The organism is Pseudomonas sp. No.21 (assembly GCF_054558415.1).
The window spans coordinates 1-16,166 of the sequence record NZ_BAAJNO010000021.1; the positions used below are offsets into that span (position 1 = coordinate 1).

Here is a 16,166-nt window from a genome sequence, read left to right on the forward strand (position 1 = left end):
CGTGCGCACCGCCGCACGGTGCTTCTGGCGAGATCCAGGTGCGCGCAGCACACCCTACGTCCAGAGTGAGCGGCGGCTGCAGGCTCCGAGCTCTGATTGCATCTCCGTCCGGAGAGCCAAAAAGCAAAGCCACGCTCCAATAGACCTCCACCAACCGAGTGACCAGGTGATGGTGGGCGGAATGAAAAGGCCCGCTTGCGCGGGCCTTTTCCGGGGTGCGTTACAGGCTTCAGGCGGAGAGTTCCACCAGCAGCTTGTTCAGGCGGCGCACGTAGGCGGCCGGGTCCTTGAGGCTGTCGCCGGCGGCCAGGGCGGCCTGGTCGAAGAGGATGTGGGACAGCTCGCCGAAGCGCTCTTCATCCTGCTCGTTGTCGAGTTTCTCGATCAGCGGGTGGCTGGGGTTGAACTCGAAGATGGGCTTGGAGTCCGGCACCTTCTGCCCGCTGGCTTCGAGGATCTGGCGCATCTGCAGGCCCAGGTCCTGTTCGCCGATGGCGAGGATCGCCGGGGAGTCGGTCAGGCGGTGCGAGACGCGCACTTCCGAGACGTCCTCGCCGAGGGCGGCCTTGAGGCGCTCGACCAGTCCTTCCTTGGCCTTGGCCACTTCTTCCTGGGCCTTCTTGTCCTCTTCCGAGTCCAGCTTGCCGAGGTCGAGGTCGCCACGTGCCACGTCGGCGAAGTGCTTGCCGTCGAACTCGGTGAGGTAGCTCATCAGCCACTCGTCGATGCGGTCGGTGAGCAGCAGCACTTCGATGCCTTTCTTGCGGAAGACTTCCAGGTGCGGGCTGTTCTTCACCTGGGCATAGGATTCGCCGGTGAGGTAGTAGACCTTGTCCTGGCCTTCCTTCATGCGGCCGATGTAGTCGGCCAGGGAGACGCTCTGCTCGCCGCTTTCGTCGCTGGTGGAGGCGAAACGCAGCAGGCCGGCGATCTTCTCCTTGTTGGCGAAGTCCTCCGCCGGGCCTTCCTTGAGGACCTGGCCGAAGTTCTTCCAGAAGCCCTTGTATTGCTCGGGCTCGTTCTTGGCCAGTTTCTCCAGCATGTCCAGCACGCGCTTGGTCAGCGCCGACTTCATGGAGTCGATCACCGGGCCGCTCTGGAGGATCTCGCGGGAGACGTTCAGCGACAGGTCGTTGGAGTCCACCACGCCCTTGATGAAGCGCATGTACAGGGGCAGGAACTGTTCGGCCTGATCCATGATGAACACGCGCTGGACGTAGAGCTTGAGGCCTCGCGGCGCTTCACGCTGGTACAGGTCGAACGGTGCGCGGGCCGGGACGTACAGCAGGGAGGTGTATTCCAGCTTGCCCTCGACCTTGTTGTGGCTCCAGGACAGCGGGTTCTCGAAGTCGTGGGCGACGTGCTTGTAGAACTCCTGGTACTCCTCGTCCTTCACCTCGGTGCGCGGACGGGTCCACAGGGCGCTGGCGCGGTTGACGGTCTCCCACTCGGGCTCGGCCGGCTTGTCCTTCTCTTCGCCGTAGTGCTCCTTCGGCAGTTCGATGGGCAGGGCGATGTGGTCGGAGTATTTCTTGATGACGTTGCGCAGGCGCCAGCCATCGGCGAACTCTTCCTCGCCGGCTTTCAGGTGCAGGACGATGCGGGTGCCGCGCTCGGCCTTCTCGACGTTGGCGATGTCGAACTCGCCCTCGCCCCTGGAGGACCAGTGCACGCCCTCGGCGGCGGAGAGGCCGGCGCGACGGGTGAACACGTCCACCTTGTCGGCGACGATGAAGGCGGAGTAGAAGCCCACGCCGAACTGGCCGATCAGGTGCGAGTCCTTCTTCTGGTCGCCCGACAGGTTCTTCAGGAAGTCGGCGGTGCCGGACTTGGCGATGGTGCCCAGGTGGGCGATGACTTCATCGCGGCTCATGCCGATGCCGTTGTCTTCGAGGGTGACGGTCTTGGCGTCCTTGTCGAAGCTCACGCGGATCTTCAGCTCGGCGCCGCCTTCGAGCAGCTCCGGCTTGGCCAGCGCTTCGAAACGCAGCTTGTCGGCGGCGTCGGAGGCGTTGGAGATCAGCTCGCGCAGGAAGATTTCCTTGTTGGAGTACAAGGAATGGATCATCAGGTGAAGCAGTTGCTTCACTTCGGTCTGGAAGCCCAGGGTTTCTTTTTGAGTCTCCACACTCATGGTCGTCTAACTCCACGGATGATATAGGCCGCGACTGCGGCGGATGTCACCCAGATGGGGGCTTGCTGTTCAATTTCAAGGGCTTGCATGGAGGGCGTCGACGACCGCCCGGGCGGGCGGCCGTGGCGGCGGGGTTCAGGGCTCGAGCAGCTCGATGCGGGCGATCTCTTCGGGGCGCAGCACGAAGCTGGCCTCGCCCTGCCCGGAGATGTTGCGGCGGATGATGATCTGGCCGGCGCTGTTGATGCCGTTGAAGCGCCCCTCGGCCAGGCTGCCACGCTGGGTCTGCACGCGCATGGCGAGGTTCTGGTAGTGGTTGGGGTTGCTCAGCAGGCGCTCCAGGGAGAAACGCTGGCGCCGGTCGGCCGGGCGCGAGGCGCGTTCGACGGGGGCGTCCTCGGCCTTCGCGCTGGCGGCCTCGGGCTTGGCTTCGAGCGCTGGCAAGGCCGGGAAGCGGTCGCCACGGATGGCCCAGCCACGCAGGTCGCTGCGGATGAACTGCAATGGCAGCCGCTGGGCGGTGCCGTCGATGCGGGCCTCGACGTCCAGCTCCAGTTCATGCGCGGGCAGGCTGGCGGTCGGCAGCCGTGCCACTTCGACCTGGCGGGTGGCGAAACGGCGCTGCAGGTAGTCGCGGGCGACGTAGTGCAGGGTGTCCATGGAGTCGTGCCGCAGGTCGACCTGCCCGTCCCGGTAGCGCAGGCGGTCGGTGAACAGCTCGACCTCACCGCTCAGGGTGGTGTGGAACTGCGGCGGCAGCACCAGGTGGAAGGCACCGGCGAGGGTGTTGGGGCCGCGCCGCTTGAGGTCCAGGTGCAGGGTGTAGCCCCTGCCCAGGCGCCGCGCTTCGGGCAGCTCCTGCTCGGGGAGCAGCCAGCTGATCTCGACCTCGGGCTTGCTGCCGGTGTCTTCGGGCAGCACGTCCAGGCGCAGTTCGTCCCCGGGTTGCTGGCCCAGGCGGATGCTCACCTCGCGGCGGGCGAAGAAATCCTGGCCCTCGCGCAGGCTCAGTACGCCATCGATGAGCTCGGCCTGCTGGGGCTGGAAGGGCTGGCCATTGAGCTCGCCGCGCAGGTCGATGGCCAGTTCGCTCGGCGCCTTGCGCTCGCCCTTGAGCCATTCGAGGCTGACCAGGGCGTGCAGGCGCTCGGGGTCGCGGTTGGCCAGGAGGGTCAGCCCGACGATCAGCGGGATGACGCCGAGGGCCGCGAGCATCACCGCCTTGCGCGCGGTGCGCCAGTGCGCGGCTATGTAGCCGAGGGTGAGCGGCGGCAGCAGGCTGCCGATCCCCCACAGCAGGCTGGTACCGAAGGCGAGCATGACCAGCCAGACGAGGCCGGCGAGGATCAGCAGCAGCCCGCCGAGTATCAGTAGTGCATCCATCCAGGATTCCTTGGTGCGTGACCGGGCGTATCGCACCCGGCCACGGGTCAGGGTTCGTCGACCTTGAAGTGGGCGCGGGCGGTGGCGATGGGCTCGGTCTGGTTGGTCTGCCAGGCGGTGATGGCGACGTTGGCGACGCGACGGCCTTGTCGCCAGACCTGGCAGGTGGCGAAGGTGTCACGATAGTGCCCGGCGCGTAGGTAATCTATCGAGAAGTCGATGATTTTGGGCAAATGTGGGATGCCCATGAACATCAGCAGGTGGAGCATCGCGGCGTGCTCCATGAAGCCGGCGATCACGCCGCCGTGGATGGCCGGCAGGGTCGGGTTGCCGATGTTGTCCTTGTTCGCCGGCAGGCGGAACACCATGTCCTCCCCCAGGCGCAGGCATTCGATGCCCAGCAGCTTGGCGTAGGGGATCAGGCACACCAGCGAGTCGTAGTCGTTCTTCTCGTGGGCTTCACGTACCAGGGCGTCGAGATCGAGCTTCATGCCGCGCTCCCCTTCTTCAACTGGCTGGGCTTGCCCATGCGCATGAAGGCGCCGACCACATGGGCGATGGGCTGCTCGGGGTCGTCCTGGTAGGCGTAGCCGCGGGTGAAGATGACGTTGGGCGTGACGCGGTAGCACTCGGCGAAGCCGTAGACGTCCTTGTTCGGCTCGGCCGGGTGCATGTAGTCGATGCGCAGGTCGAGGGTCGGGCAGATCTCGAACTCCGGGAGCACGCAGACGGTGGAGATGCCGCAGGTGGTGTCCATCAGGGTGGTGATGGCGCCGCCATGGATGACGCCGGTTTCCGGGTTGCCGATGATCCGCTCGCTGTAGGGCAGGCACAGGGTCAGGCCCCGGCTGTCGGCGCCGTGGACGCGCAGGCCGAGCACCTGGCAGTGGCGCAGCACGGACAGGAAGCGCTGGGCATTGTCGAGAATGGGGTTGTCGCTCATCCGGTGGTTCCATGGCGTTGGCGTGAAGGCGCGCATGATACCGCGCGGCCCGCCGCCGGGGCGATCCGGCTGAACTTCCTGGGGGCACGGGGACTCGAAAGCTCGTCGTGCAACAACCGAGACCAAGGAGACCCCTATGCACAAGTCCTATGCCTATGCCCTGCTGATCGCCGCGAGCCTGGGCCTCGCCGCCTGCGACAAGCCCGCTGACGACAAGGCCGCCCAGCCGAGCGAAACCCCGCCCGCCGCCACCCAGCCGGCCCCTGGCGGTGCCCCGCAGACCCCGGCTCCGGCCCCTTCCACCCCGGCCGCGCCGAGCACTGCACCGGAAGCCGCCCCGCAGGGTGGCCAGCCCAGCGGCCAGCAGTAACAGTGGCAGCCGCCAGCCCTTGCGCCCTGCAGGCTGGCGGCAACCCGAGGAACTAAAGCGAAACGCCTGGGCTCCAACGGCACGCGATGAGGCCACTCATCCCGCCCCTAGAGAACCAGGAGACATACCGTGCTCAATCCCCTTCCCTATGCCCTGATCCTGGCCGTGACCCTCGGCCTGGCAGCCTGCGAAAAGACCCCGGAAGACAAGATGGAAGCGGCCAAGGAATCGGCATCCGAAGCCATGGAATCACTGGGCGACGCGGCGAAGGAAAGCGGCGAGGCGGCCGAACGGAAGGCCGACCAGATCACCGGTCACCAACCCACCGCCGGCGAGAAGGCCGAAGAGGCCGCCGATGACATCGGGGATGCGGTGGAAGGCGCCGGCGACGAAGCCAAGGACGCCATCGACGGCAAGTGAATCCAGCCTCCATCTCCCAACGCAAAGGCCCGCATCATGCGGGCCTTCTCGTATCTGCCGGGTTGCCATCGGGTGGCCCCCGCAAGCGCGGGGGTGAGGGTAAGTCAGAGCACGGGGCTGAGCATCAACAGCAGGCAGCAGAGGAGCCCGACTACCCATACCAGGCTGCGCAGCAGGTGGATGTCGTTCCAGTAGAGGAAGAGGTAGATCACCCTGGAGACGATGAACACCAGCGCCAGCAGGTCGATCAGCCAGCCACGGGTATCGGTGGTGTGGGCCATCAGCACGCCGGCGGCGAACAGCGGGAAGATTTCGATGCTGTTGAGGTGCGCCCCCAGTGCACGACCGCCGAAGCCGGTCAGGCGGGATTGCTGGGCCCGGGGGTGGTGGTTGTCGTAGCCGCCGCCCTCCTCCTTCATGGCCCTGGCCACGGGAATCTTGGCGATGTAGATCAGCAGGGCAGCGAAGAACACGCACCAGAACGGAATACTCATTCGTTTTTCTCCTTCGGCGGCTCCGCCGCCTGTGTCGTCGGGGTGTACACCATCACCTCTAGCACAGCGGAATGGAATTCGCGTCGATACAGCACCAGGACCACGCCAGCGGTGATCAGCATGAAGAACCAGGGGTTGATGAACCAGGCCAGCATGGCCAGGCCGAAATAGTAGCTGCGCAGGCCGAGGTTGAACTGGTTGGCCGCGAGCGAGATGACCCGCGCGGTGCGTGCGGCGAAGTCCTTGCGCTCCTGCTCGCCGACATTGCGCTCGCCGATCATCGGTGCCGCCCCCACCAGCACGGCGGCGAAGTTGTACTGGCGCATGCACCAGCTGAAAGTGAAGAAGGAGTAGACGAACACCACCGCGATGGCCAGCAGCTTGACCTCGGAGATCCCTCGGCTGGCGGGCTCGACGTACGGCAGGTCGGCGAGGATGGAGACGGCGCGGTCGGTGGAGCCGAGCACGGTGAGCACGCCGGCGAGGATGATCAGGGTGCTGGAGGCGAAGAAGGAGGCGTTGCGCTCCAGGTTGCCGATCACGCTGGCGTCGGCGATGCGGTTGTCGCGCAGCAGCAGGCGGCGCATCCAGTCTTCGCGGTACAGGTGCATGACCGAAGCCAGGCACGGGGTGTCCCGGCCCTTCCAGGTGGCGTAGCGGGTGTAGCCACCCCAGCAGAGGATGAACCAGAGGATGGCCAGCAGGTTCCACAGGTAGTGGAAGTCGATCAGCTCGGAAATGTCGTTCATGGGTGGCCTGGTGCGGATAAGGGGAACCGCCCTGTAGACGTCAACGCAGCCGGGGAAGACACCCTGTGACCGACGCCACAGCGCCCCCGCTCTCGACCAGGCGCGGTGGCAGGGGGCAGCCAAGAAAAAGGCCACCCGAAGGTGGCCTTTCAAACGGTGCGAGGCGGCTCAGGCCGGCGCGACGGCGGGGCGGCCCGCCAGGCGGTCGGCGATAACCGCCAGCACCAGCACGACCAGCACCGGCAGCAGCCACGCAAGGCTCTGGCTGGAGAACGGCAGGTGCTCGATGAAGGACGGCACCAACGATTTGAAGCCGGCAGCGCCCAGGCCGTCGATGAGGCCGAAGACGAGGGCAACGAGCATGGTGGGCACGAAGACGCGGCGCGACGACAGCCACAGGCGATTGCAGAGGCTCAATGCCACCAGGACGATCGCCAGGGGATACAGCCCCACCAGCACGGGCACCGAGAAGGCGATCAGCTGGGTCAGCCCCTGGTTGGCCACCAGCAGGCTGAACGCGGCCAGCCCCAGTACCACGGTGCGGTAGGAGACCGGCAGGATGCGGCTGAAGAACTCGCCGCACGCGGTGAGCAGGCCGACGGCAGTGGTCAGGCAGGCCAGGGTGATGACCACGGCCAGCAGCAGGCTGCCGACGGTGCCGAAGGTGTGCTGAACGTAGGCGGTGAGGATCTGTACACCGTTCTGTGCGTCACCGGCGATGCCCTGGCTGGTGGCCCCCAGATAGAAGAGCGCGAGGTAGACAGCGGCCAGCCCGGATGCAGCGATGATCCCGGCTATGACGGAGTAGCGGGTAACCAGGCCGGCATCTTCGACACCGTGGTCGCGGATGGCCGTGGCGATGACGATGCCGAATACCAGCGCGCCCAGGGTGTCCATGGTCAGGTAGCCCTGCAGGAAACCTTCCACCAGCGGCGCAGCCTGGTAGGCCTGCGAAGTGCTGCCGATGGGGCCGGCCGGCATGCTCATCGCGGCACCGCCCAGTACCAGCAGCGCGGCCAGCAGGACAGGGGTGATGAACTTGCCGATGCTGTCCACCAGCTTGCCGGGATTCAGCGCCAGGAACAGCACGGCACCGAAGTACAGCACGCTGTAGATGAACAGTGCGATGCCGCTTTCTCCGGTAAAGGGCGCAACACCCATCTCGAAGGAAACCACGGCGGTACGCGGGGTGGCGAAAAGAGGCCCTATGGCCAGGTAAACGGCTACCGCGAAGGCCAGGCCGGCAGCCTTGCCGAGCGGCGCGGTCAGGCGGTCCATGCCGCCACCGACACGTGCCAGGGCGACCACGGTGAGCAGCGGCAGGCCGACGCCGGTGAGCAGGAAGCCGAGCGCGGCGCGCCAGACATTGTCACCCGCGGCCATGCCGGCGCTGGGCGGAAAAATGATGTTGCCGGCGCCAAGGAACAGCGCGAATGTCATGAAGCCGAGGGCCAGGAGGTCCGAGCCTTTCAAACGAGTCATAGGGAGGAATACCACAGGCAGAATTTCATAGTTTCAGAGGGTTTCCCCGGGGTACGGGAAACGTCATCCATCCGTTTTGGGATCGACCATGGGTGCCCGTTCCCTGCCCTTGTGGAGCCTGGCGAGCTTGAGGGGTGCAAGACTAGCGATTTGTTCAGCCCACCGGCACTGACATGCATCAGCCTGTCGACTGGACTTAACTATCTGTCGCCTGAAGAACAGGCGCGGAAAAACACAAAGGCCACCCGAAGGTGGCCTTTGCTCAGGTCGGAAAGCCTTAGGCCTTCTTCACTTCCCAGCCGGTCAGCTCGGCCAGGGCCTTGCCGATGTCGGCCAGGGAACGCACGGTCTTCACACCGGCGTCCTGCAGGGCGGCGAACTTCTCGTCCGCAGTGCCCTTGCCGCCGGAGATGATGGCGCCGGCGTGGCCCATGCGCTTGCCGGGCGGTGCGGTGACACCCGCGATGTAGGACACCACCGGCTTGGTCACGTTGGCCTTGATGAAGGCAGCGGCTTCTTCTTCAGCGGAACCGCCGATCTCACCGATCATGACGATCGCTTCGGTCTTCGGGTCTTCCTGGAACAGCTTCAGGATGTCGATGAAGTTGGAGCCCGGGATCGGGTCGCCACCGATGCCCACGCAGGTGGACTGGCCGAAGCCGGCGTCGGTGGTCTGCTTCACGGCTTCATAGGTCAGGGTGCCGGAACGCGACACGATGCCTACCTTGCCCGGCAGGTGGATGTGACCCGGCATGATGCCGATCTTGCACTCGCCGGGAGTGATCACGCCCGGGCAGTTCGGGCCGATCAGGCGTACGCCCAGCTCGTCGCACTTGACCTTGGCTTCCAGCATGTCGATGGTCGGGATGCCTTCGGTGATGCAGACGATCAGCTTGATGCCGCCGAAAGCCGCTTCGAGGATGGAATCCTTGCAGAACGGAGCCGGAACGTAGATCACCGATGCGTCGGCGCCGGTGGCTTCCACGGCTTCCTTGACGGTGTTGAACACCGGCAGGCCGAGGTGGGTGGTGCCGCCCTTGCCGGGGGTCACGCCGCCAACCATCTTGGTGCCGTAGGCGATGGCTTGCTCGGAGTGGAAGGTGCCCTGCGAGCCGGTGAAGCCCTGGCAGATTACTTTGGTGTCTTTATTGATCAGGACGCTCATTACTTACCCTCCGCGGCCTTGACGACCTGCTGGGCAGCGTCGGTCAGGCTGGTCGCAGCGATGATGTTCAGACCGCTTTCGGCCAGTACCTTGGCGCCGAGTTCGGCGTTGTTGCCTTCCAGGCGGACGACCACCGGGATCTTCACGCCGACTTCCTTCACTGCACCGATGATGCCTTCGGCAATCATGTCGCAACGAACGATACCGCCGAAGATGTTCACCAGTACGGCAGCGACGTTGCTGTCGGACAGGATGATCTTGAAGGCTTCGGTCACGCGCTCTTTGGTCGCGCCACCGCCGACGTCGAGGAAGTTGGCAGGCTTGCCACCGTGCAGGTTGACGATGTCCATGGTGCCCATGGCCAGGCCAGCGCCGTTGACCATGCAGCCGATGTTGCCTTCCAGCGCGACGTAGTTCAGTTCCCACTTCTGCGCATGGGCTTCACGAGCGTCGTCCTGGGACGGGTCGTGCATGGCGCGCAGCTTGGGCTGGCGGTACATGGCGTTGCTGTCGATGTTGATCTTGGCGTCCAGGCAGTGCAGGTTGCCGTCGGCCTTGATCACCAGCGGGTTCACTTCCAGCAGGGCCAGGTCGTAGTCCTGGAACAGCTTGGCCAGGTTCACGAAGATGTGGGTGAACTGCTTGATCTGGTCGCCTTGCAGGCCCAGTTGGAAGGCCAGTTCACGACCCTGGTAGGGCTGAGCGCCGACCAGCGGGTCGACGGTGGCCTTGAGGATCTTCTCGGGAGTCTCGTGGGCTACTTTCTCGATGTCCACGCCACCTTCGGTGGAGGCCATGAACACGATGCGGCGGCTGGAACGGTCTACCACGGCGCCCAGGTACAGTTCCTTGGCGATATCGGTGCAGGACTCGACCAGGATCTTGCTGACCGGCTGGCCGTTGGCGTCGGTCTGGTAGGTCACCAGGCGCTTGCCGAGCCAGTTGGCGGCGAACGCCTTGGCGTCGTCCTTGCTCTTGACCAGCTTCACGCCGCCCGCTTTACCGCGGCCGCCGGCGTGGACCTGGGCCTTGACGACCCACTCGCTGCCACCGATTTTTTCGCAGGCTTCTGCGGCTTCTTCCGGGGTATCCACGGCGAAGCCCTTGGATACGGGCAGGCCGTACTCAGCGAACAGCTGCTTACCCTGATATTCGTGGAGATTCATGCTTGTCTACCGTCTTCGTTTGGGTATTGCCCATTCGGCGCTGCATTCGTGGTGCCGCGCCACCTGTGACTGCTTCTGAAGGCAGTCCGGCGGGCTTTCCGCGGTGAGCCCCTGGGGGCTCACGACGGGTGGCCCGCCGTGGTTCTTCTGTCAGGAATCCGCTGGGGAGGCGCCGACCCGGCGCGGCATCCCCGGCTGATTTCTCAACGCTTCTTGCGGTTGGCGATGTGGATCGCGTGGCCATTCACGGCCAGGGCCGCTTCGTGCAGCGCCTCGGACAGGGTCGGGTGCGAGAAGACCATCATGCCCAGGTCTTCGGCGCTGGTACCGAACTCCATGCCGATCGCGCCTTGCTGTACCAGCTCCGCAGCGCTCGGGCCGATCACGTGGACGCCCAGGACGCGGTCGGTCTTGGCATCGGCGATGACCTTGACCAGGCCGGTGGTGTCGTTGGCAGCCATGGCGCGACCGCTGGCCGCGAAGGGGAAGGTGCCGACGTTGACTTCGACGCCTTCGGCCTTCAGGGACTGCTCGGTCTTGCCGACCCAGGCGATTTCCGGATGGGTGTAGATCACCGACGGGATCAGGTCGTAGTTCATCTGGGCTTTGTGGCCGGCGATGCGCTCGGCGACCATGATGCCCTCTTCCGAAGCCTTGTGGGCCAGCATCGCGCCACGCACCACGTCGCCAATGGCGAAGACGCCGGGAACGGAGGTCTTGCAGTGGTCGTCGACGTAGATGTAGCCGCGCTCGTCAAGGGTCACGCCGCTGTCGGCAGCCAGCAGGTCGGTGGTGACCGGACGACGACCAACGGCAACGATCAGCTTGTCGAACACCTGCTTCTGCTCGCCTTCGGCGTCGGTGAAGCTGACGGTGACCTGCTTCTTCTTCACTTCGGTACCGGTGACACGGGCGCCCAGGCGGATCTTCAGGCCCTGCTTGGTGAGGACCTTGAGGGCTTCCTTGGCGATCTGCTCGTCAGCGGCCGGGAGGAACTTGTCCAGGGCTTCCAGCACGGTGACTTCGGCACCCAGGCGGGCCCATACGGAGCCCAGCTCCAGGCCGATCACGCCAGCGCCGATCACGCCGAGCTTCTTCGGCACGGCCTGGAAGTCCAGGGCGCCGGTGGAGTCGACGATGACGTCCTGGTCGATGGGAGCCGGGGGGATTTCCACCGGGCGGGAGCCGGATGCCAGGATCACGTTCTCGGCCTGGACGATCTGGGTCTTGCCGTCGGAACCGGTGACTTCGACCTGCTTGTTGGCCAGCAGCTTGCCGTGGCCTTCCAGCAGGGTGACGCCGTTGGCCTTGAACAGGGTGCTCACGCCGCCGGTCAGGTTCTTAACGATGCCGTTCTTGCGCGCGACCATGGCCGGTACGTCGATGCTGACGCCCTTGGCTTCGATGCCATGGATTTTGAAGCCATCGATGGCCTCGTGGTACTTGTAGGAGCTGTCCAGCAGCGCCTTCGACGGAATGCAGCCGACGTTCAGGCAGGTACCGCCCAGAGCGGTCTTGCCGTCCTTGTCCTGGTATTTCTCGATGCAGGCGGTCTTCAGGCCCAGTTGGGCTGCCTTGATGGCCGCGACGTAACCGCCGGGGCCCGCACCAATCACTACCACGTCGAATTTCTGGGTCATAACGTTCTCCTAAGCCTCGAGCTTCGAGCGGCAAGCCACAGGCCGGGCTGCGATGTTCTGCAGCTTGCGGCGTGTGGCTTGCAACTGATTTAGATGTCCAGCAGCAGACGAGCCGGGTCTTCCAGCAGGTTCTTGATGGTCACCAGGAAGCTGACGGCTTCCTTGCCATCGATCAGACGGTGATCGTAGGACAGAGCCAGGTACATCATCGGGCGGATGACCACCTGGCCGTTTACCGCCATGGGACGCTGGATGATGTTGTGCATGCCGAGGATGGCGGCCTGCGGCGGGTTGACGATCGGGGTCGACATCATCGAGCCGAAGGTACCGCCGTTGGTGATGGTGAAGGTGCCACCGGTCATCTCGTCGATGGACAGCTTGCCCTCACGGGCCTTCTTGCCGAAGGTGGCGATGCCGTTCTCGACTTCGGCCAGGCTCATCAGCTCGGCGTTGCGCAGGACCGGAACCACCAGGCCACGGTCACTGGAAACGGCTACGCCGATGTCCTGGTAACCGTGGTAGACGATGTCGTTGCCGTCGATCGAGGCGTTGACCGCCGGGAAACGCTTCAGCGCCTCGACGGAAGCCTTGACGAAGAAGGACATGAAGCCCAGGCGGACGCCATTGTGGGTCTTCTCGAACAGGTCCTTGTACTTCGAACGCAGGGCCATGACTTCGGTCATGTCGACTTCGTTGAAGGTGGTCAGCATGGCCATGGTGGACTGGGCCTCGACCAGACGCTCGGCGACCTTGGCACGCAGGCGGGTCATCGGGACGCGCTTCTCGACGCGATCACCCGCGGCAAAGACCGGGGCTTCGGCGGCCGGAGCGGCAGGCTTGGCAGCCGGGGCGGCGGCCGGAGCGGATTTCTTCGCTTCGACGGCAGCGACCACGTCTTCCTTGGTCACGCGACCGCCCTTGCCAGTGCCAGTGCCGGCGATGCTGTTCGGGTCGATGCCGTTCTCTTCGGCCAGCTTGCGAGCGGCCGGCGAGAGGATGGCGTCGTCGCCACCGGCAGCCGGAGCGGCGGCCTGGGCAGCGGGAGCGGCAGCAGGGGCTGCAGCGGCGGCAGGAGCAGCAGCGGCGCCACCTTCGGTCAGTTTGCCCAGCAGCTCGCCACTGAGGACGGTGTCGCCCTCGTTCTTGACGATCTCGCCCAGGACGCCGTCGGCCTCGGCCAGCACTTCCATCACCACCTTGTCGGTTTCGATGTCGACGATCAGCTCGTCACGCTTCACGGCCTCGCCCGGCTTCTTGTGCCAGGTGGCTACGGTGCCATCGGCAACCGACTCGGGGAATGTAGGGGCTTTGATCTCGATAGCCATTTGTATGGGTTCCTATCTAATTCGGTTTTATCTGCGCGAAGGCGTTAAACAGTAAAGGCATCTTGCAGCAGTTTTTCCTGCTGCTCAGCGTGCATCGAGGCGTAGCCGCAGGCCGGCGAGGCCGACGCGTCACGACCGGCGTACTCGAGGAACAGCCCTTTCTTGTGGGCCGCCGCGACACGACGCATGTGATGCTGGCTGCAGTACCAGGCGCCCTGGTTCATCGGCTCTTCCTGGCACCAGACGATGTGCTTGAGGTTCTTGTACTGGGCAAGAACTTCGGCCAGGTCGTCTTCCGGGAACGGGTAGAGCTGCTCGATGCGCACGACGGCGATGTCTTCGCGGCCTTCGGCACGACGCTTTTCCAGCAGGTCGTAGTAGACCTTGCCGCTGCACAGCACCAGGCGCTCGACCTTCTTCGGATCGATCGGGTCGATCTCGCCGATGACGGTCTGGAACGAACCCTCGGCCAGATCTTCCAGGGTGGAGATGGCGAGTTTGTGGCGCAGCAGAGACTTGGGCGTCAATACGACCAACGGCTTGCGCAGCGGGCGGATCACCTGGCGACGCAGCAGGTGGTAGATCTGCGCCGGGGTGGTCGGCATGCAGACCTGGATGTTGTGCTCGGCGCACAGCTGCAGGTAACGCTCCAGGCGTGCGGAGGAGTGCTCCGGGCCCTGCCCTTCGTAGCCGTGCGGCAGCAGCATGGTCAGGCCGCAGAGACGACCCCACTTGTGCTCGCCACTGGTGATGAACTGGTCGATCACCACCTGGGCGCCGTTGGCGAAGTCACCGAACTGGGCTTCCCAGATCACCAGCGCGTTGGGCGTGGTGGTGGAGTAGCCGTATTCGAAGGCCAGCACGGCCTCTTCGGACAGGTAGGAGTCGTACAGTTCGAAGCTCGGCTGGCCGTCGAACAGGTTCTGCAACGGCAGGTAGGTGCCGGCGTCCTTCTGGTTGTGCAGCGCCGCATGGCGGTGCGAGAAGGTACCGCGGCCCACGTCCTGGCCGGTGATGCGGACCGGGTGGCCTTCGAACAGCAGGGTGGCGTAGGCCATGGTCTCGGCATAGCCCCAGTTGATCGGCAGGCCGCCGGCGCCCATCTTCTGGCGGTCTTCGAGGATCTTCGAGACCTGGCGCTGGACGACGAAGCCTTCCGGGATCTCCAGCAGCTTGGCGGAGAGATCCTGCAGGGTCTTGAGCTCGAAACGGGTGTCGTGGCGAGCGGTCCAGGCATGGCCCAGGTAGGGACGCCAGTCGACGAAGAGCTCCTTGTTGGGCTCCTTCACCAGGCTCTTGACCACGTGCTGGCCGTTGTCCAGGGCGGTGCGGTACTCGTCGATCTTGGTCTGCACGCGCTCGTTGTCCAGCACGCCGGACTGGATCAGGGCGTCGGCGTAGAGCTCACGAGTGGTGCGCTGCTTGGCGATCTGCTGGTACATCAGCGGCTGGGTGCCGCTCGGCTCGTCGGCCTCGTTGTGGCCGCGACGGCGGTAGCAGACCAGGTCGATGACCACGTCACGCTTGAACTGCATGCGGTAGTCGACGGCCAGCTGGGTCACGAAGAGCACGGCTTCCGGATCGTCGCCGTTCACGTGGAAGATCGGCGCCTGGATCATCTTGGCGACGTCGGTGGCGTACTCGGTGGAGCGCGAGTCGTCCTGACGGCTGGTGGTGAAGCCGACCTGGTTGTTGATGACGATGTGCACGGTACCGCCGGTGCGGTAGCCGCGGGTCTGCGACATCTGGAAGGTTTCCATGACCACGCCCTGGCCCGCGAAGGCGGCGTCGCCGTGGATGGAGATCGGCAGTACCTTGTCGCCGGCCTTGTCCTTGCGGCGGTCCTGACGGGCGCGCACGGAACCCTCGACCACCGGGGAGACGATTTCCAGGTGGGACGGGTTGAACGCCAGCGCCAGGTGGACTTCACCGCCCGAGGTCATGACGTTGGAGGAGAAGCCCTGGTGGTACTTGACGTCACCGGAGGACAGGCCCTCGACCTTCTTGCCCTCGAACTCGTCGAACAGGTCGCGCGGGTTCTTGCCGAAGGTGTTGACCAGGACGTTCAGACGGCCGCGGTGGGCCATGCCGATGACGATTTCCTGGGTGCCGTAGGCGCCGGAGCGCTGGATGATCTCGTCCAGCATCGGAATCAGGCTTTCGCCACCTTCCAGGCCGAAACGCTTGGTGCCCGGGTATTTGGTGCCCAGGTACTTTTCCAGGCCTTCGGCCGCGGTCAGGCGCTCGAGCAGGTGGCTCTGCACTTCAGCGGAGAACGCCGGGCGGCCACGCACGCTTTCCAGGCGCTGCTGGAACCACTTGCGCTGGTCGGAATCGACGATGTGGGTGAACTCGGCACCGATGGTGCGGCAGTAGGTCTGCTGCAGCGACTGATGGATCTCGCGCAGGGTCGCTTCTTCCTTGCCGATGTAGAGCTCACCGGTACGGAAGGTGGTGTCGAGGTCGGCGTCGGTCAGGCCGTAATGGTTGATCGACAGGTCGGCCGGCACCTTGCGCTGCCAGAGGCCGAGGGGGTCGAGCGTCGCCGCCTGATGGCCGCGCATGCGGTAGGCCTGGATCAGGCGCAGGACTTCGACCTGCTTCTTCTCGTGCTCGCTGCTGACGCTGCCAGCCGAAACGGGCTGGGCACGGCGCTGGTTCTTGGCGAGCAGGACGAAATGGTCGCGGACAGTAGAATGCGATACGTCGGTGGCGGCGTTGCCGTCGGCCGGCAACTTCTGGAAGTAGGTGCGCCACTCTTCGGGCACAGCGTTGGGATCGTGCAGGTAAAGCTCATAGAGCTCTTCCACATATGCAGCGTTGCCACCGGATAGGTGGGCGCTGTTCCACATGCGCTGCATTACGCTTTCTTGCATGCTTGGTCACCCTCGGTAA

General features: G+C 64.9%; 14 protein-coding genes. 2 read left to right on the forward strand and 12 right to left on the reverse strand.

What is annotated here, in order from left to right:
- Positions 1-229 precede the first annotated feature (229 nt).
- From htpG to ACYJSS_RS28745, 4 genes are all read right to left on the reverse strand, one after another.
- Positions 230-2,134 carry a molecular chaperone HtpG gene (gene htpG, locus ACYJSS_RS28730; RefSeq protein WP_111262886.1) on the reverse strand — a complete coding sequence of 635 codons (1,905 nt, stop codon included), beginning with the start codon at positions 2,132-2,134 and terminating at the stop codon, positions 230-232.
- 135 nt (positions 2,135-2,269) lie between these two features.
- Complete coding sequence (locus tag ACYJSS_RS28735; protein ID WP_236206435.1) at positions 2,270-3,517, reverse strand: MFS transporter; 1,248 nt, start codon at positions 3,515-3,517, stop codon at positions 2,270-2,272.
- 47 nt (positions 3,518-3,564) lie between these two features.
- Positions 3,565-4,008, reverse strand: coding sequence for a PaaI family thioesterase (locus tag ACYJSS_RS28740; RefSeq protein WP_111262884.1), 444 nt, complete (start codon positions 4,006-4,008; stop codon positions 3,565-3,567).
- Entirely contained in the window at positions 4,005-4,460 is a 456-nt protein-coding gene (locus tag ACYJSS_RS28745; RefSeq protein ID WP_111262883.1) for a PaaI family thioesterase, read from the reverse strand. Before ACYJSS_RS28745 ends, ACYJSS_RS28740 begins: the two co-directional genes overlap by 4 nt.
- A 136-nt stretch (positions 4,461-4,596) precedes the next feature.
- On the opposite strand from ACYJSS_RS28745, the gene ACYJSS_RS28750 reads away from it, so the two are divergent.
- Both ACYJSS_RS28750 and ACYJSS_RS28755 read left to right on the forward strand, forming a co-directional pair.
- Positions 4,597-4,830 carry a hypothetical protein gene (locus ACYJSS_RS28750; protein WP_213629216.1) on the forward strand — a complete coding sequence of 78 codons (234 nt, stop codon included), beginning with the start codon at positions 4,597-4,599 and terminating at the stop codon, positions 4,828-4,830.
- Between the two features lie 129 nt (positions 4,831-4,959).
- Positions 4,960-5,250, forward strand: a complete 291-nt coding sequence (locus ACYJSS_RS28755; RefSeq protein WP_111262881.1) for a hypothetical protein — start codon at positions 4,960-4,962, stop codon at positions 5,248-5,250.
- Positions 5,251-5,354: 104 nt separating this feature from the next.
- Here the strand turns inward: ACYJSS_RS28755 and ACYJSS_RS28760 are convergent, their stop codons facing one another.
- The 8 genes from ACYJSS_RS28760 to ACYJSS_RS28795 form a co-directional block, all read right to left on the reverse strand.
- Positions 5,355-5,744, reverse strand: a complete 390-nt coding sequence (locus ACYJSS_RS28760; protein WP_111262880.1) for an MAPEG family protein — start codon at positions 5,742-5,744, stop codon at positions 5,355-5,357.
- Positions 5,741-6,493 carry a DUF599 domain-containing protein gene (locus ACYJSS_RS28765; protein WP_111262879.1) on the reverse strand — a complete coding sequence of 251 codons (753 nt, stop codon included), beginning with the start codon at positions 6,491-6,493 and terminating at the stop codon, positions 5,741-5,743. Before ACYJSS_RS28765 ends, ACYJSS_RS28760 begins: the two co-directional genes overlap by 4 nt.
- A 168-nt stretch (positions 6,494-6,661) precedes the next feature.
- Positions 6,662-7,975: a branched-chain amino acid transport system II carrier protein gene (gene brnQ, locus ACYJSS_RS28770; RefSeq protein WP_111262878.1), complete on the reverse strand. Its 1,314-nt coding sequence runs from the start codon at positions 7,973-7,975 to the stop codon at positions 6,662-6,664.
- Positions 7,976-8,252: 277 nt separating this feature from the next.
- Entirely contained in the window at positions 8,253-9,140 is an 888-nt protein-coding gene (gene sucD, locus ACYJSS_RS28775; protein ID WP_111262877.1) for a succinate--CoA ligase subunit alpha, read from the reverse strand.
- Positions 9,140-10,306, reverse strand: a complete 1,167-nt coding sequence (gene sucC, locus ACYJSS_RS28780) for an ADP-forming succinate--CoA ligase subunit beta (RefSeq protein WP_111262876.1) — start codon at positions 10,304-10,306, stop codon at positions 9,140-9,142. Before sucC ends, sucD begins: the two co-directional genes overlap by 1 nt.
- A 203-nt stretch (positions 10,307-10,509) precedes the next feature.
- Positions 10,510-11,946: a dihydrolipoyl dehydrogenase gene (gene lpdA, locus ACYJSS_RS28785; RefSeq protein WP_111262875.1), complete on the reverse strand. Its 1,437-nt coding sequence runs from the start codon at positions 11,944-11,946 to the stop codon at positions 10,510-10,512.
- 89 nt (positions 11,947-12,035) lie between these two features.
- Complete coding sequence (gene odhB, locus ACYJSS_RS28790; RefSeq protein ID WP_459481132.1) at positions 12,036-13,271, reverse strand: 2-oxoglutarate dehydrogenase complex dihydrolipoyllysine-residue succinyltransferase; 1,236 nt, start codon at positions 13,269-13,271, stop codon at positions 12,036-12,038.
- Positions 13,272-13,315: 44 nt separating this feature from the next.
- On the reverse strand, positions 13,316-16,147 hold the full coding sequence (locus tag ACYJSS_RS28795; RefSeq protein ID WP_111262873.1) for a 2-oxoglutarate dehydrogenase E1 component: 2,832 nt from the start codon (positions 16,145-16,147) through the stop codon (positions 13,316-13,318).
- Positions 16,148-16,166: the final 19 nt, after the last annotated feature.